Annotated in this window: 14 protein-coding genes and 1 tRNA gene; 4 read left to right on the top strand and 11 right to left on the bottom strand. The window is 64.7% G+C overall.

Annotated features, from left to right (window positions below):
* Positions 1-62: 62 nt before the first annotated feature.
* Genes JOD97_RS09840 through JOD97_RS09855 form a run of 4 tightly spaced genes read right to left on the bottom strand, consistent with a single transcriptional unit; the run spans position 63 to position 3,207 of the window.
* Positions 63-554, bottom strand: coding sequence for a type VI secretion system tube protein Hcp (locus JOD97_RS09840; protein WP_209715897.1), 492 nt, complete (start codon positions 552-554; stop codon positions 63-65).
* A gap of 32 nt (positions 555-586) precedes the next feature.
* Positions 587-2,074, bottom strand: coding sequence for a type VI secretion system contractile sheath large subunit (tssC, locus tag JOD97_RS09845; protein ID WP_209715900.1), 1,488 nt, complete (start codon positions 2,072-2,074; stop codon positions 587-589).
* Between the two features lies 1 nt (position 2,075).
* A complete protein-coding gene (tssB, locus tag JOD97_RS09850; protein ID WP_209715903.1) occupies positions 2,076-2,585 on the bottom strand; it encodes a type VI secretion system contractile sheath small subunit in 510 nt (169 codons plus the stop codon).
* A gap of 37 nt (positions 2,586-2,622) precedes the next feature.
* The gene (locus JOD97_RS09855; protein ID WP_209715906.1) at positions 2,623-3,207 is read right to left on the bottom strand and encodes a M48 family metallopeptidase; all 585 of its coding nucleotides are present in this window, start codon (positions 3,205-3,207) and stop codon (positions 2,623-2,625) included.
* A 167-nt stretch (positions 3,208-3,374) separates the two neighbouring features.
* Here JOD97_RS09855 and tssJ point away from each other — a divergent pair, with 167 nt between their 5' ends.
* The 3 genes from tssJ to JOD97_RS09870 are packed head-to-tail and all read left to right on the top strand — an operon-like array spanning position 3,375 to position 6,115.
* Entirely contained in the window at positions 3,375-3,959 is a 585-nt protein-coding gene (gene tssJ / locus JOD97_RS09860) for a type VI secretion system lipoprotein TssJ (protein ID WP_209715909.1), read from the top strand.
* 15 nt (positions 3,960-3,974) lie between these two features.
* Entirely contained in the window at positions 3,975-5,336 is a 1,362-nt protein-coding gene (gene tssK / locus JOD97_RS09865; protein ID WP_209715912.1) for a type VI secretion system baseplate subunit TssK, read from the top strand.
* Positions 5,333-6,115: a DotU family type IV/VI secretion system protein gene (locus JOD97_RS09870; protein ID WP_209715915.1), complete on the top strand. Its 783-nt coding sequence runs from the start codon at positions 5,333-5,335 to the stop codon at positions 6,113-6,115. Before tssK ends, JOD97_RS09870 begins: the two co-directional genes overlap by 4 nt.
* A gap of 93 nt (positions 6,116-6,208) precedes the next feature.
* Here the strand turns inward: JOD97_RS09870 and JOD97_RS09875 are convergent, their stop codons facing one another.
* From JOD97_RS09875 to JOD97_RS09890, 4 genes are all read right to left on the bottom strand, one after another.
* Positions 6,209-6,997 carry an OmpA family protein gene (locus JOD97_RS09875; protein WP_209715918.1) on the bottom strand — a complete coding sequence of 263 codons (789 nt, stop codon included), beginning with the start codon at positions 6,995-6,997 and terminating at the stop codon, positions 6,209-6,211.
* A gap of 52 nt (positions 6,998-7,049) precedes the next feature.
* A complete protein-coding gene (gene tagF, locus JOD97_RS09880; RefSeq protein ID WP_209715921.1) occupies positions 7,050-8,018 on the bottom strand; it encodes a type VI secretion system-associated protein TagF in 969 nt (322 codons plus the stop codon).
* Positions 8,015-11,755 (bottom strand): type VI secretion system membrane subunit TssM, encoded by a 3,741-nt coding sequence (gene tssM / locus JOD97_RS09885; protein ID WP_209717418.1) that lies wholly within the window; start codon positions 11,753-11,755, stop codon positions 8,015-8,017. The genes tagF and tssM overlap by 4 nt, the downstream gene beginning before the upstream one ends.
* 114 nt (positions 11,756-11,869) lie before the next feature.
* Positions 11,870-12,709: a M15 family metallopeptidase gene (locus JOD97_RS09890; protein ID WP_209715925.1), complete on the bottom strand. Its 840-nt coding sequence runs from the start codon at positions 12,707-12,709 to the stop codon at positions 11,870-11,872.
* Between the two features lie 128 nt (positions 12,710-12,837).
* Here JOD97_RS09890 and JOD97_RS09895 point away from each other — a divergent pair, with 128 nt between their 5' ends.
* Positions 12,838-13,758, top strand: a complete 921-nt coding sequence (locus JOD97_RS09895) for a hypothetical protein (protein ID WP_373999820.1) — start codon at positions 12,838-12,840, stop codon at positions 13,756-13,758.
* On the opposite strand, the gene JOD97_RS09900 is transcribed toward JOD97_RS09895, so the two are convergent.
* From JOD97_RS09900 to JOD97_RS09910, 3 genes are all read right to left on the bottom strand, one after another.
* The gene (locus JOD97_RS09900; protein WP_209715927.1) at positions 13,759-14,208 is read right to left on the bottom strand and encodes an Hsp20/alpha crystallin family protein; all 450 of its coding nucleotides are present in this window, start codon (positions 14,206-14,208) and stop codon (positions 13,759-13,761) included.
* A gap of 290 nt (positions 14,209-14,498) precedes the next feature.
* Positions 14,499-14,574, bottom strand: a tRNA-Asn gene (locus tag JOD97_RS09905).
* Between the two features lie 145 nt (positions 14,575-14,719).
* Positions 14,720-16,909: a TonB-dependent receptor gene (locus JOD97_RS09910; RefSeq protein WP_209715930.1), complete on the bottom strand. Its 2,190-nt coding sequence runs from the start codon at positions 16,907-16,909 to the stop codon at positions 14,720-14,722.
* Positions 16,910-17,115: the final 206 nt, after the last annotated feature.

A 17,115-nucleotide genomic window follows, 5' to 3' on the forward strand; every position in this document is an offset into this window, starting at 1 on the left:
CCAGGCCGGCCTGGCCCAAAAGGCGCGCCGCCGCAAGTAGAACGACGGGCGCGGGGGGATCGTCAGACCACGCGGTTGGCGGACAGGTCCCAGCCACCGGAGGTATTGCCGCCGGAGCCGCCGCCGATTTTCTGCTGCGTATAGCGCCACTTGATCTTGGAGAATTTCAGCGCGACTTCCTCGGTCAGGATATCGCCCTCGTGCACCGATGGCGAGACGGCGCCGATCAGCACATTCTCGATCTCGATCTCGAAGTATTTGACACGTTCGCCATTGGCGTCGGCACGCATGAATTCGAGCCGCGCTTTCGGGATGGTGCGGCCGGCGGAACAGGTTTGCAACAGGATCGGCGAGGACAGGTCCGCCAGTTTCGAGAACACGATATCGCGGTGTTCGCAGCGTTCGGCCGTGTGGCCGCCGCCGGTGGACGCGGTGGCCGATTTCGGCTGATCCACGCCGAAGGTCACGGATTTACATTCGATCCAGTCCTTGTGGCGGTCGTCGGCGGACTCGCCTTTGATACCGTCGATTTGCAGATAAACGTCGATTGCCATTGCATGCTCCAGTCTCAGGTTATGGTGAAAAATCAGCTATTGGTCGACTGCGGAAGCTCCGCGACCAGTCGGAGGGAAACGGACAGCTCGTCGAGCTGGAAGTGCGGCCGCAGGAAGGACACGGCGCGGTACACGCCGGGACGCCCCGCCACCTCGTGCACCTGGACCGACGCCTCGCGCAGCGGGAACTGCGCCTTTTGCTCCTGGCTGGCGTTGTCGTCGAGCAGAACGTATCGCATCAGCCAGCGGTTGAGGAAGTCCTCGACGTTGGAGGCCGAGGCGAAGCTGCCGACCTTGTCGCGCATCATGGCCTTCATGTAGTGGGCGATGCGCGACACCGCAAAGATGTACTGCAGCTGCGACGACAGCACCGCGTTGGCGTTGGCCGCGTCGGAGCTGTACTTCTTCGCCTTCTGCGCCGACTGGGCGCCGAAGAAGGCGGCGTAGGCCGTGTTCTTGCAGTGCACCAGCGAGATGAATCCGAGATCGCTCAGTTCCTTCTCGCGGCGGTCGGTGATGGCCACCTCGGTCGGGCACTTGAGCGCCACCTCGCCGTCGTCGGTCTTGAAAGTGTGCGTGGGCAGGTCGTCCACCAGGCCTCCGCCCTCGACGCCGCGGATCGCCGCGCACCAGCCGAAATCGTCGAAGGCCTTGGTCAGCTTGGCGCCGAAGGCATAGGCGGCGTTACACCACAGGTATTTCTGATGATCGCTGCCGTCCACCTCCTCGACGAAGTTGAAGCCTTCGACCGTGGTGCCGTCGACCGGATTGAATGGCAGGCGTCCCAGGAAACGCGGCAGCGCCAGCCCAACGTAGCGCGAATCCTCCGATTCGCGGAAGGCCTTCCACTTGGCGTATTCCACGGTGTCGAACACCTTGGACAGGTCGCGCGGCTTGCCCAGATCGCCGTAGGTCTCCAATCCAAACAGCTCGGGCGCGGCGGAGGCGATGAACGGCGCATGCGACGCCGCCGCCACGTGCGACATCTGCTCGATGAAGTACATGTCCTCCGGCTGGCGCGAGATCTCGAAGTCGCCCAGCAGCGCCGCGTAGGGCGCGCCGCCGAAGGTGCCGAATTCCTCCTCGTAGACCTTCTTGAACATCGAGCTCTGGTCGAACTCCAGCGCCGACTGGAAGTCCTTGACCAGCTCCCGCTTGGTTGCGTTGAGCATGCGGATTTTCAGGCCCTGGCCGGTGGCGGAATTCTTGACCAGGTAATGTAGGCCGGTCCAGCTTTGCTCGAGTTTTTGAAACGCCGGCGCGTGCATGATGGCGCTCAACTGGCTGGAGATCAGCCGGTCCAGCTCCGCCACGCGCGCATCGAGCGTCGCCGACAGGTTGTTCGACACCACCACCGTGCCGTCGAGGACCTGGGCCACCAGTTCGGAGATGATGTCCTTGGCGCGTTCGTGTTCGACCGTCGATTTGGCGACCTTGCTCTCCTCGACGATCTGGTCCAGCAGGCTGGAATCCTCCGTCATCACGGCGGCGTCCCGCACCTGGTTGATTTGCGCGGACATGTCAGCTCTCCTTGACCGGTTTGGCCGATTTGAGCTTGGCCAGCTTGTCGGTGCTGCTCAGGACCTCGCTCAGGATGTCCTCCAGCTTGTCGTTGCCGGCCAATTTGTTGCGCAGGTCGGCCAGCTTGCCGCGCGCCTCCAGCAGGCGGCTGAGCGGCTCGACCTGGCGCACCACGGCCTCGGGCCGGAAATCCGACATCGCCTTGAAATGCAGCTCCACATTGAAGCTGGTGTCGTCGCCGGCCAGCTGGTTCGGCACCTGGAAGCGCGCCACCGGTTCGACGCCGCTCAACACTTCATCGAAGTTGTCGCGGTCGATTCCGACGAACTTGCGGTCCTTGAGGCGCTTCTTCTCCACCTTCGAATCGCCGCCGAAGTCGCCGACCACGCCCACCACGAACGGCAGCTCCTTGTTCTCCATCGCGTCGCCGATCTCCACGTCGTACGTCATCTGCACACGCGGAGGGCGCACTTTGGTCAGGCGCTTTTGGACACTGTCACCATTTGCCATACAAACTCCATCAAAAAAGGAAGACAAGGGAAGCGGCTTACTTCAAACCGCCGAAAGGATCGCTGCTGTTGGTTTGGTTGGTGTTCTTGACCGCAGGCGTCGCGGCGGTGTTCTTCTTGGTGGGAGGCGTTTTGCGCCCGGCCGCCGATGGCACCAGCACATCCTCGCCCAGGCTGCCGCGCAGCAGCTTGGCCAGCTCCTGCGCCTCCGAACGCAGCGACCCATTCAGGTTGTTTTGCCGGCTCAGATCCGACAGCGCCTTGGTCGACAGCCGCAGGCCGCTGACGGCGACGATGCTGTTCCCCAGCTTGTCGTTCGGATCGCGCTGCAAGGCCTCGAGCGCGTTGGTGATCGCCTCGCCGTAGTTGGCGCGGTCGAATTTGATTTGCGCCATCTGCAGCCAGGGCGCCTTGTCGGCCGGGTAGGTGGTGGTGGCGGCCTTCAGGATGCCCTGCGCCTTGTCGCCTTCGCCGGCGGCCAGCGCGGCGCCGGCATCGGTCAGCGCCTGCTCCAGCGTGGCGGCATGCGGCTTGTCGGCGCGGACCTTCTCACCGTCCGTCGCGCAGGCGGACAACAGGATCAGACCCGCCACGCACGGCAACCATGTTCTTGCTATGTTCATCACTCTCTCCTTGTTTGCAGACCCGAATACGAGAGAACCATTATTCATGAACGCCAGTATCGATAGTTGCGTTTAGTCAAGTATTCCATCCTCTCCAAATTGCTTGCGCCTTCGCAAGTTCGATGCCGCCGGCTTTCGTTCTAATGCATGGATCGTCTGGAGAAAACATGAACGGAACAACCATGATCGTGATAGCGGGATTCCTTGCCCTACAAGGCTGCGCGGCCGGCTCCATCGCCGGCGCGGCGCTGCAAATGGCCGGCATCCAAAAGCCGCCGGAGCTTCCCGACGCGCAGAAGCCGCCGCGCAATGTGGCGATTCGGCTGCACGCGGCGCAGAACCTCAACGCCGGCAAGGCGGTGCAGCCAATGGCGCTGGCGGCGCGCATCTACAAGCTGCGCCAAACCGCCACCTTCCAGCAAATGAACTTCAACGCCTTCCTCGATCCGCAGACCGAGCGCCAGTTGCTGGGCAACGATCTGCTGGAGGTCAAGGAGGTCATGCTGATACCGGGCCAGCGCTACGAGGTGGTTGAGAAGGTCACGCGCGAGGCCTATTTCATCGGCGTCGTCGCATTGTTCCAGGCACCGGCCGAGCAGCGCTGGCGCCTGTCGTTTTCATCCGCCGATGCGGAAAAGTCCGGCATCACGGTGGGCCTGCACGCCTGCGCGATGAGTGTCGGTGCCGGCGCCGGCGCGACGGTGCCAGCCAATGAAGCCGGCAAGCCTCTGGCGGCCGTGCGCTGCCTATAACCTGAAGGAGTGAGCATGAGTATTCCATCCAAGGTCCTGTGGGGCGAAGGCGTGTTCCTGCGCCCACAGCACTTCCAGCAGCAAGACCGGTATCACGAGGCGCGCCTGCACCAGACCGCGCTGGCGCTGCACCCCTACCTGTGGGGCGTGCGGCGCATCGAGTGGGACTACGATGCCCTGAAAGCGGATCGCCTGCGCCTGCAAGCGCTGTCGCTCATGTTCCAGGACGGCGAGATCGTCGACGCGCCGTCGAGCGAGCCGCTGCCGGTGGCGATCGATTTGTCCACGCTGCCCACCAGCCTGCAGGAGGTGACGTGGTATGCGGCCCTGCCTGCGCTGGCGCCCGGCGGCGGCAACGCGGCGCCAAACGTCCCGCACAGGGACGCCCAGCAGGCGGGCGGCGCGCGCTACAGCCAATCGAGCAGCGAGACGCCGGATTTATACACCGGCGCCGTCAGCGCGGAAGTGAGCTATCTGAAAAAATCGGTGCGGCTGGTGTCCGATCAGGAACCGCTGGGCGCATTCGACTGCGTGCCGGTGATACGCCTGCGCCGGCTGGTCACCGGCGGCTTCGAGCCCGATCCCACCTTCATCCCGCCCGGCGTGTCGATCGCCAGCGCGCCGGCGCTCAAGGCGATGCTGGACCGCCTGATGGACGCCCTGCAGGCCAAGGTGCAATCCCTGCAGGGCCATATGCGTGAGCCCAGCCGCAATGTCATCGAATTCCGCTCCGGCGACGTCTCGTCGTTCTGGCTGCTGCACACGGTCAGCACGTCGGCCGCCGCGTTGATGCATTACGTCCGCAATCCGGAGCTGCATCCGGAGCGGCTGTTCGAATCGCTGCTCGCGCTGGCCGGCGCCTTGATGACGTACTCGAAGCAGTACGCGCTGACCCACCTGCCCCACTACCGGCACGACGACATGGCGCAATGCTTCGCCAGCCTCGATCACATCATCCGCGATTTGCTCGACACCGTGATCTCGACCAAATACTTCGCCATCGCGCTGTCCGAGGAAAAGCCGAGCTACCACCTGGGCAAGCTCGATTCGGGAAAAATCGACCAGCGCACCACGCTCTATCTCGCCGTCAGCGCCTCGCTGTCCGCGCTGGAGCTGGTGGAGATCGTGCCGCTGCGCGTCAAGGCCGGCGCGCCGGACGACGTCGAGAAATGCGTGCTGACGGCTATGCCGGGCGTGAAAATCACCCACGCGCCGCAGGTGCCGGCGGCGATTCCGGTGCAACCGGACACCTATTACTTTGCGCTGGAGAGCAAAGGCATGTTGTATGAGCAGATGCTCAAGGCGCAGTCGATCTCGATCTACGTGCCAAGCGGGATACGGGACCTGCGTATCAGCCTGATCGCGGTGACAGCATGACGGCCCAAGTCGAACGCCGCGCCATACCGACGCTGATGGGCGGGCAGCGCCGGCAGATCCAACCCGGCTATGGGCATGTGCAGACCCTCCTCGACCTGCTGCAGGAAGGCTTCTACCTGCTGTTCATGCTGAAGAACGGCAGCGCGCCTCCGGGCGAGGCGGCCTTCCTCGACAGCATCACCGCCTACCTGGCGGAATTCGACCGCGAGGCCCGCAAGCTGCGCGCGCAGGGCGAGGATATCGACGACGCCAAGTATGCCTTCTGCGCGGCGCTCGACGAGATCATCCTGTCGTCGCCGTTCCCGATGCGCTTCGCCTGGGAGCGCCGTCCGCTGCAACTGGTGATCTTCGGTGACCAGCTGGCCGGTGAACACTTCTTCGACCGTCTGGAAGCCCTGCGCAGCACCGGCGGCGCCAGGCTGCCGGCGCTGCAGGTGTTCCATATGTGTTTGCTGATCGGCTTCCGCGGCAAGTACGCGCTCGACGCCGGCGACAAGCTGGCCTACCTGACGGCGCGCCTGGGCGACGAGATCGCCCACCTGCAAGGCAAGAGCAAGGGCTTCGCGCCGCAGGCCGAGCGGCCCGACCAGATTGTCAACAAGCTGCGCAGCAATACGCCGCTGTGGGCCATGTCAGCGCTGTTCGCGGTGATCGGCCTGGCCGCCTACATCGGGTTGGAATCTTCGCTGTCGCACGACACGCAGAACAAGCTGGCTGGCTATTCGGACCTGATCAAGCTGGCGCCCCGACCGGCGTATGTGACGATCACGCTGCCCTGACCTAACCCGCACGGCCAGGCGGGGTCGTACCCATGGGGTACGACCCCGAAGAGGTACGGCCAGCGTATCGCCAAATGCATAGGGGTTGGCAGCCTATTGGGCGATGCGGAATTCGATACGACGGTTGCGCGCGCGGCCGTCGGCGCTGCTGTTCTCGGCCACCGGCCGGTCCGGCCCCTGCCCCGAAACCATCACCATATCCTGGGGGATGCCCTTGTCGGCCAGGTAGCTGCGCACCGCCTGCGCGCGCGCGTGGCTCAACGCCAGATTGCTGTCGCGCAGGCCGACGTTGTCGGTGTGGCCGATCACCTCCACTTTTTTGCCCTTCACCTTGCGCAGTGCCGCCGCCATCTCGTCCAGGATGCCTTTGCCGGAATCGGTCAGCGTCGCCTTGCCGCTCTCGAACTCGATGATGCGCTTGGCCAGCGTCTCGTCGAGCAGGTTTTGCTCGGCCGCGCTCACGCGCAGGCCGTTGTTGACCGTGTAGCTGGGATTGAGGCTGGTGGCGAAGTCGCTGGCGATCTGCTGGCGCTGCGCCTCGTTGGCCACCTCGCCGCGCAGCGTGACGTTGGTACCATCGATCTTGATCTCGCCCTTGCTGATCAATTTCAGGTTGGGGCCGATCAGCTTTTGCACGTAGCTGTTCCAGTTCGGCGGCAGCGACACCGGCGCGATCGACACCTGGTCGACCACGCGGTCGGCGCCATACAGCTCGCGCACGCGCGCCAGCATGGCCGCCTTGCTCGCCTCGTCCGGCACCGAGCCGTTGACCAGCACCTGGCCGGGCCTGGGCGTGGCGGGCGCCGGGGTTTGCGCCGCGCAGTAGATCGACGTCGATAACAATGCCGGCATCACCGCCGGCCAGATGATCCGCTGGCGCATCGCAAAGCTCCTTTTTTTGATGGAATCGGAATGGATAGGATCGGACGAAAGGTCACACGAAGGTTTCGTGGAACAGCGCCTGGACGGAGCGCAGCGACAACTGCCCCTGTTCCAGATAGGCGGACAGCTTTTGCACCGCCGCGTCGGCGGCGACCAGCTCGTCGACCCAGCCCGAGTAGTCGAAGTTGATCTGGTGGTCGACGGCGCAGGCGGGATCGATGATGGCTTGCAGCGCTTCGGGCGCGGCACCGCCGAAGCCGATCACCAGCGACGGCTGCTCGCGGATATCGGCCAGGAACACGGCCAGCTCAAAATCGGCCTGGTGCAGGAACGGCGCGATCAGGTCCATCCAGAAAGCGGCGACCAGATAGCGCTGCCGAGGCGACTGCGGCAGCGGCAGCGCCAGGCTTTTGTCCAGGCGCGCATCGGCGCTGTGTCGCACCGGCTGCAGCAGCAGGCCGACTGCCAGTATCATGCGGCGCGCCGAATCGCGGCCCAGCATCGCCTCCAGACTGGCGATATTGTGACGATCGAGGAAATCGACGAAGGCGATTTCGTGCTCGGGGGCGCCCGGCTCGATATCGAAGGTGGTGGCGGCCAGCGCCTGCAGCGCGGGCTCGGGATCGGCCGCGTCGAGCACGTCGGCCGCCAGCTGTTCCAGCTCGCACCACAGCGGCGCCAGCACCACGGGGCTCAGCGCCAGGAAGGTGCGCGGCGCCTCGACCTCGATGGCGGTCATGCTCAAAAACGGATAGCGCCGCTGCGACGCGTCGCTGCTGGCGGCCAGATGGCCGGCGATCGCCCGCCGGCTGCGCGTGCCGACGAAGGCGAACTGCAACGGGCGCATGGCGTCGTAGTTGATCTTCCAGCGCGGGTCCGCGCTCAATAGGTTCATCACTTCCGCCAGCCAGCCGTCGAGCAGATTGGCCAGCGCCAGGTTGTTGGTCGCCTTGATAAAGTCGCCCCGCGTGGGAAGCTTGCCGAAGTAGCCGATGCGTACACTTTGTGGGAGGCGTTTCATTGCGGCGCTCCGGTGGCGGCGATAACGCCGGTGGGTGTGACGGGGACGGCTGCGCCGACGATGGTTTCCGGCAGCCGCATGCCGAGGAAGCCCTGCTCCTGCGGCGCACCGCCGCCGTCCGGGCTGCTGATGATCTTCAGGCCCATGGCCACCGTGATGGCGCCGCTGGTCCAGCGCAGCTCGAAGACGCCGCCGTCGCGCTTTTGCTTGGCCGCCGCGTCGATCATGCGTTTAAGGCCGAACTGCCCCGGCTCGTTGAACACTTCGACATTGCGGCCGTCGAACGACACCGCCGTGATGCGCGCACCCGGCACGCCCTGGGGGGCGGGATGAACCATATTGGTCCATTGCGCCGGCGTGTTGCGATAGCGGATTTGCTGGCCGTCGATGTCGACGGTGTATTCCAGCGTGCCCGGCGCCGGCATCGGCTGCAGCTGGAACACGGTTTGCGCGGGCACCGGGCCGGAGCCGCCGATCGGCGCGATCCAGCGGGGGAAGCGAGCCACCGTTTGCGGCGCCAGCGTGATGCCCATGTCGGCCCAGGTGCGCGGCGCCAGCACGTCGCCACGACGCAGCACCAGGGGACCCATCGCGGTGGTGGCGAATTTGGCGATCAGTCCATCCGGACCAAAGAACTGCGCGATCTCGCTGCCGGCCGCCTCGATGCGGGCGTTGGGCGAGAACGGATACTTGTTGGCCAGCGATTGCTGGAACGGCTCGTAGACCTGCGCCAGCCAGGTCTTGTTGATCTCCGCCTCGGCGGGACCGATCAACACCGCGAAGGTCTGCATCAGCGGCCGCACGAGGATCGGACGGATCGCCATTTTCTGCGAATCGCTCATCCCGGTCAGCATTTGCTCGTCGACGTAGCGCAGCGCGTCGGCCAGCTCCGAACCGGTGCCTTCGAGCGTCTGCTGCATGAACTGGCGCGCGCCGGGACCGGCGTCGCCCTGGTTCTTCAACTGATTGAGACGGCTGCGCAGCTTGGACAGGGTGTCCATGTAGGCGCGCATCAGCGACGCATCCTTGTCCTTGGCGGCGACCAGCTTGCCGACGCCGGCGAACTCGCGGCCGATCGGCCCCATGGGCTTGTCCGCGCGCGCCTGATCCAGCTGCACGTTGACGTTAACCTGCGACGGTCCGCGCTGCATGACGCTGTTTTTGATCCAGTTGACGAAACCCGACTGCGCCTCTTTGAGCTCGGTGCTCATCACCGCCGGGTTGTCCCACGACGTTTGCTGATGGATGGTGGTGAGCAGCTTCGATATCGGCGACGATTGCGGATCGCCCAGGCGGTTCATGGCAACGACCGCCGCGTCGAAGCCATTCAGGTTGGCGATGGTGACGCCTTGCACGAACTTCTGCCATTCACGCGCGTAGTCGGCCTTGTACAAATCGGTCAGTCCCTTCTGGATTTGTTCCGGGCTGCCTTCCAACGTCAGATCGTCGCGCGCGGCCGTCTTGAGGACCCAGTCGGCGCTTTGCAGTTCGTGCGTCGCCGCCTCGCGGAAGGCGTCCTGCACGTACTTCTCCCACGCCTCGCGGGTATAGGCGCCGGCGATCGCGTGACTGCCGGTGACCAGCGCCTGATCCTGCTCGCCGACCATGCGCGCCACCGTCATCGCCGGGAAGCGGGTATTGGCGCGGGCGCGGATGTCGGCATAGACGCGCTCCCGCGCCGGCATGCCGCGCACCACGCGCTTCAGGTTTTCGCGCGCCTGGTCGATCAGTGCCAGCTTCGGCTCCACGCGCGGCCACGAGGGGTCCACGATCTGCGCAAGGTAGAAAGTCATCAGCCGCTCGGCGCTGTGGATCATCTGCTCGCGCGGCATCGCGCCCCGGTGGCTTTCCAGCCACACGCGCCAGTAGCGGGTCAACTGGTCGTTCAGATGGCCGGGCTCCGCGTGCGTTTTATCGACCAGCATCAGATAGCTTTTCAACGCGTTGTAGGCGTCTTCCACGTTGACGGCGGAGGCCTGCTGGAACTGGCGGTTCGCCGTGCCCGCGGAAGGGGCGGCGTCGCCGGCCGGCCGCGCCGGGGCGGCGCCGGGGGCCTGCAACTCGTCTGCATGCGCGTTCATCTCGGACAGCAGCGTCTCCAGATTGTCGACGACCGGCTTGATCATCACCTCGCGCACGCCGGAGAAGTACTCCTCGCGCAGCTTGCGCTCCAGCAGCGCGCCCTGGTAAAGCCCCATGCGCAGCGACCATGGCCGCTCGTCGCGGTACTGCTCCAACTGCTCGATGCGGTCCTGCAGGATCTCCAGCGCCTCGAGGCGCGACTGCAAATCGAGCCGCTTGTCCTGCAGCTTGATCACCTTATCCAGGTCGGCCTGCACATTGCTGACCAGCTGACGATTGCCCAGGTAGGACCAGCTCCACCCACCCAGCGACGCCCCCAATAGCAGCACCGCGCCGAAGAAGGCGGCATACGTCAACCGCACCTTATGCTTGCTGGCGTACTGCGACACCAGGTCCTTGTCGGCGAAGATCACCTTGCGGAATAAATTCTGCAGGAAGAAGCCGGACTGCCCTGCCCCGGCCACGCCCGGCGCATCCGGCACCGACAGCTCGAAGCGCTTGGCCACCCTTTGCGACTGTTCACTGACCGGCATCCCCTCCTGCAGCGCGCTGGTGAAGTAGTAGCCGCGGAACACCGGTTTGAACTGGAAGGGGTTTTCCTCGAACAGCGTCGCCAGAAACGCCCGCAGCGGCATCCTGATCGTCGAGAATTCGAGCGGAAAGGTGAACACGCCGGGCTCCATCCGTTCGCGCCGCTGCTGGCCCATATTGGCCAGGCTAAGCGCCTTCAGGCCGTCGCACAACTCGTCGAAGCTCTGGTCGAAGAACGCCATCAATTGCTGGCTGGTGGCGCTGCGCTTGTAGGGCATGGTCGCGCCCCACACGCGCTCGCGCTCCGTGCGTTCGGACTTGGCAAAGAACTCGCCGAAGCCGGCGATCAGATCGGCCTTGGTGAACACCACGTACACCGGCGCGAACACCTCCAGCCGCTCGATCAAATCCTGGACCCGCTTGCGCAGACTGAGCGCGAGCTTGATGCCCGCCTCGGGATCGTCGCCACGCAGCTCGGCGACGCTGACGGCGATCAGGATGCCGTTAATGGGCGCGCGGCGGCGGTACTTCTTCAGCAGATCGAGAAAACCAAACCACTCGGCGCGGTGCTCGTCCATCACCGAGTAGCGGCCCGCCGTATCGAGCAGGATGCCGTCCGGCGTAAAGAACCAGTCGCAGTTGCGCGTGCCGCCGACGCCCTGCACCACCTTGCCGTCGGCGAAAGGAAACTGCAAACCGGAGTTGGTGATCGCCGTGCTCTTGCCGGCGGCCGGATTACCGATGATCATATACCAGGGCAGCTCGTACAACGCGCGCGTGCCCGAGACGATGCCCAGCTTGGAACCCTTGATGGTGTCGATGGCCTTCAGCAGGCTCTCGCGGATCGCCTTGACCTCGGCGCCCGACTGGTCCCGCTGCGGCTCCTCGGTGGCGGCCTTGGTGCCGATGGCGTCGGCCAGCTTGGCGGACTCGCGGCTGGCGCGCGAGCGCCGCCACAGCCAGACCAGGCCCGCCAGCGCCAGCATCAAAGCCGTCGCCGCCAGCGCCCAGATCAGCGCCAGCTCCAGCACTTGCGCGCCCAGATAAAAGAGAGCCGCCATCGCGGTCAAACCGAGGATCGTCAAATGACGGCTGTCGGTCAGGAAGTGCCAGATTTTTCGCATCATGATTCGGTCGGGGCTTGGGCGACTGCGCCTGAGATGAAGGCGGACCGATCAATGTTGCCACCAACCAAGCCGAGAATTCTTGAGCGGGGACAATGATCACCCCGCCGCGTTCTATTTGCGCACGGTACCCGCCACACGCAGCTCGGTGTGGCCGAAATCCATCATGGTCCAGCGCCCGCCCCAGGTCAGCCCGACCGATTCGGCCGCCTCGCCGTACAGGCGGTAGCCGCGCATCGCCCACGGGTCCTTCTCCGAGATCACCAGCTTGCCGTCGCGCAGAAACGCACAATCGGCCGCCAGGCCGAACTGGTGATAACTCTGGAAGGCCTTGGCATTGGTGACGCTGGGGCCGGCCGCCGCCAGCGCGTTCTGGCGCTCCGGGCTGCGGTAGCCCTCGAGGATCGCCATGTCGTAACCGTGGCGCTCCTTCATGATCCGAAACACCAGCAGCATGCGGCGCGAGAAATCGGCGTCGAGCAGTTGCCAGTTGCGGTTGGCGCTGTCGAGCATCGGCCGCACCAAGGTCACCTCGGCGGTCGTGAAGACCAACGGCGGCAACGGCGCCGGCGCCACCAGTTGCTCGCCCTTGAGCAGTTCGGCCACCTGCTCGTTGGTGACGTGGCCGCCGCCGTCATAGCCGCCCAGCATGCCGCGACCGCTTAGCATCAGCGCCAGCAGCGGCGGCACCGACATCAGCACGGCGGCCGCCAGCATCAGCGGATAGCGCCGTTGCACGAATCGCCACGCGCTGCCGGCGCCGCCGCGCGCGCCCCGGCCCAGCGCCGACGCCTGTTGCGCGCCCTGCCGGCAATCGCGCCGCAGACGCTGCTCCAGACGGCGGCCGACCGCGCTTGCCGAGTGCGCCACAAGCTCGCGGCCTGCCGGAAACAGCAGCAGCCAGGCGCCAACACACGCGACCACGAAAAATATCAACACTGAAAAGAGAAACATGGTGCGCTCCGTCAAAGCAAGTCCCGGCCACCGGATGGACACTGGCAAGCGGCCGGGTCAAGAACGTTTCATCCTAGGCCCGATCGGCGATCGGCGTGAAAGACCAGATCAAATTCGGAGGAAATATTGTGGACACATCCAAACAGAAACCGGACTTGATGGGAACGTCAGGATCGCAGCCGGACGGCGCCAAGCGCATCCTGGCCCATCTAGAGCACGGCGCCAGGCTGCCGGCGTCCAAGCCGGCGCGCGCCGCCTGGACACTGGACGGATGGACCGTCGGACTGGCCCTGTTGCTGCTGGTGATGTGCGGCGTCGCCTGGCTGGCGCATGAACGAACCGCCGCGTCCGGCGGATACAAGGCGGGCTACGGCAGCGCGCGCGCGGCGGCCAGGTACGAGAGCAAGTACGAGACGATACGGGCGCGGGTGGAAAGCGCGCGGACGCCGCCGACCGAGGTGATCGTCGAGCCGGCCGAGCTACCGGCGAAGATCGTCAACGAGTCCGCGCAGACGCGGAACAAGAATGAAATACAAACGGCGGCCACGCCGGACGGCATCATCGGGACATCCGCCGCGCTACCGGCGAGCAAGGCCGACCTGCCCGCCGACCTGCCCGCGCCGGGGCCGGCGGCGATTGCCGCCGCCACGGTGCGCACGGCTTCGTTCGGCGCGCCGCATCCAAGGCCGACGACCGCCGGCACCAGAAACGCCGCCGGCACGGACGACGACAACGGCGCGAGCACCGCCTTGCCAGCCTTGGCGCGCACCCCGGCGACCATCGCCACGCAAGCACGCGCCAAGGCGGCGGCGCCTGTCGGCGACACCGACGTCGCCCTGCTCGCCGCGCTTGTCGCGCACGCCAACAAGCCCACCACCGTCGCGCCGGAACGCAGCCGCGATATCGTCGAGCGTCACGAGGGCGACAACACCGCCGACCTGCTCGCGCGCTGCAAACAACTGGGCCTGATCGAGGGCATGCTGTGCCGCTCGCGCATTTGCTCCGGCCGCTGGGACTCCGACGCCACCTGCCGCCTGCCGGCGCACTGATTACTGTATCGTCAGCTGCTTGCCGCCGCTGCCCACCTTCTTTGGCAAGGTCAGGTGCAGCACGCCGTTCTCATAGCGCGCCTGGGCCTGGTCGTCGTCGACTTCCTGCGGCAGCGTGAAACTGCGCTGCAACTGCCCGTAGTAGCGCTCATTGCGCAGCGAGCCGGCACTGCCGGCGGACGCATCCCTCTCATCCTTGATCTCCGCCGACAACGACACCTGGTTGCCGTTGATCGCCACCTTGATATCGTCCTTTTGCACGCCGGGGATCTCGGCCTTGACGAGATACTCCTTTTCGGTCTCGCTCACGTCCATGCGCATGCGCGGTACCTGGTCGACGTTGCGCCATATGGCCGGGTTCAGGTCGCGGAATAAATCATCGATATCGCGGAACGGATCGAAACGGGCGATATCGCGAAACGGGTCCATTCGCATCAGATTGTTTGCCATGACAACCTCCTATCAATTGGTCAGGCCTTTTATGATAAGAAGCGCGCCACCATCGAGTTTGAGGCACATCAAACCGACCTGACGGCACGCTAGATGCGCTGGCGGACGCTGCGGCCATCGTGGTCGGCATCGGGTTCACGGTCGCGCGTCCTGCCGCTGGTCGACGCGGCGCGCTCCTCCGCCGTGTCGGACGGGCTGAACGGCGCGCAAAAATAACCGCAAACGAAAAAGCCCCATGTGGCATTGCAACGATTTTGAGCGTTGCAAGCACACATGAGGCTTTTAAATTCTGGCTCCCCGACCTGGACTCGAACCAGGGACCTGCGGATTAACAGTCCGTCGCTCTACCGACTGAGCTATCAGGGAAAAGAGGCCGCATTATATACGGCCGATTTCTAGCTGTCTAGGCTAGAGAAAAAAATCGTACATCTCGATCCATTCGATGCCGCTGGCGGCTCGTGGCGGATTACGCCGTGCCGGCTAATCCGCCCTACGAGTTACCATCCAACGATCAGAAACCGCCCTTGAACTGCACACCGAACTGGCGCGGCTCGTTGACCATGCCGGTCAGGTTGTTGAAGTCGATGGCGCCGATGATGCGCTGGGTGTCGGTGATGTTGCGCGCGAAGGCGGCCACTTCGTACTTGCCGCCGTCCCAGTTGTAGCCGACGCGCAGACCGCCTTCAACCATCGATTTGCCGGTGAACTCCTTGGCTTCGTACAGGAAGAAGTTGATCTTGCTGCGGTACGACCAGTCGGTCAGCACGAACAGGTTGCCGTTGTCCAGCGCCCAGTTGTAGCGCGCGGTCGCGTTCAGGATGTACTTCGGCGCCTGCGGCAACGGGTTGCCGTTGATCTCGACGCGGCCGGCCGCGTTGAGCGGATTGGTCACGGTGCACGAACCGCACTTGGCCACGGACAGGCTCGGGTCCTTGATCTCGGTGAAGTTGTACGAACCGCCAGCCGACACCTTGAACGATGGCGTGATGAACGCTTCGAAGTCGGCTTCGACGCCACGGCCGGCGGTCTTGGCCGCGTTGATCAGCTTGGTGACGTTGGAGTTGCCGCCAACCACCGTCAGCTGCTGGTTCTTGACGTCGTAGTCGTACACGCTGAACGAGGCGCGCGCGCGGCGGTTGAACAGGTCGGCCTTGATGCCAGCCTCGTACGAGGTGATGGTCTCGGCGTCGGCCACGGTGATCGGCACCGACGCCGAGGCGGCGGCGATACTCGGCGCGCGGAAGCCGGTCGCCACGCGGGCGTAGGTGCTCACGTCCGGGTTGATCTTGTAGGTCAGGCTCAGATCCCAGTTGGCTTTGCTCTTGCTCTCGTCGACCGAGTTCGGGCCGATCTGCACCACGTTCTGGGCTTCCACGGTGCTGAAGTCCTTCTTGTCGTTGGTGTAGCGCAGGCCGCCGCGCAGGATCAGGTCCGGCGCCAGGTCGTAGGTGACCGAGCCGAACACGGCCGCGGCCTTGTTGACCTGGCGGCTGGCCAGGTGCGACGTTTGCGCGCCGGTGGTGCTGTTGTAGTTGTTGCTGTAGCCGTCGGCGCTTTCCTTGAAGTAGTAGACGCCGGTCTGCCAATTCAGCGGACCCGCGTTTTTCGATTCGACGCGGAATTCCTGGCTGTACTGGTGCAGGCCGCTCAGTCCGCCACCGGTCTCGACCTGGAACGGGATGAAGCCCGGGCCGGCCGGCGTGCCGCCGTCGATGTCGCCGCGGCTGAAGTACTTGTCCACGCCTTCGTAGCCGGTGATCGAGAACAGCTTGACCGAGCCGAGGTCCCAGGTCAGGCGGGCGTTGGCGCCGTTGGTGCTCAGCTCCTGGCCGTTCTGGCCGTTGGTGCTGATCTGGTTGAAGCTGTAGCCATCGGCGAAGTCGTTGGTGCCCTTCTTGATGATGTTGGCGCGGAACAGGCGCGCGCTGCCGCTGGTCGAGCGCGCGTGCACGTTAAACAGCGCGTTGAAGGTGGCACTCGGGCTGTACAGGAACTGCACGCGCTCGGCGTGCTCGTTGTAGCCTTCCAGCGAGTCTTTAGCGCCGGTGAAGGTGTTGTCGACGAAGTCGTCGCGGTGCTGGCGCAGGGTCGATACGCGCATCGCCCACTCGCTCGACAGCGGCACGTTGGCGGCGGCCTCGAGGTTGACGGTGTTGTGCGACGCCCACGACAGGCTGTAGTAGCCTTCGACCTGTTTCAGGTTCGGCTTGGCCGATTCGAACTTGACCACGCCGGCCGGGGTGTTGCGGCCGAACAAGGTGCCCTGCGGGCCGCGCAGCACTTCGACGCCGGCCATGTCGAACATCGGGAAACCTTTGAGGATGCCGTTTTCCTGCACCACGTCGTCATACACCAGCGACACCGGCTGCGAGGCGAAGGTGCTGAAGTCGGTGTTGCCGTAGCCGCGGATGTAGAAGCGCGGGAAGGTGCGGCCGTTCGACGATTCGACGTTCAGCGATGCCACTTTGCCGGCCAGCAGGCGGATGTCCTGGCCGCCGGACAGCAGCACGTCGAGCTTCTCATCCTTGAGCAAGGTGACCGACACCGGCACATCCTTGATGTTCTCGGCGCGGCGCTGGGCCGTCACGACAACAGTTTCCAGTTGCGCGTCGGCCGCGGCGCTTTGCGCGAAGGCGGAACCGATGGGCATAACGGCGCTCAACGCCAGCAGGCGCTTGTGCATCTTAGACAATTTGATCATTCAATTTCCCGATTTAAATGTAATGCAAAGAGTAAAAAACAGCGTCTCCTGTTTTCTCTTTCGTGGACACCGCACGGCCCTCTGACGTGGCTGTTGCGGCGCAAGCGGGCCGCTTGCACGCCGCTTTCGGCAAAACTCGACCGCCCCGCTTCTCCGCCGTGACGGCGTGAGCGGGATCGAATCCGCATCTTGATTGATGTCTAGAA

This window comes from Duganella sp. 1411, assembly GCF_017833525.1.
Taxonomy (GTDB): Bacteria; Pseudomonadota; Gammaproteobacteria; order Burkholderiales; family Burkholderiaceae_D; genus Rugamonas.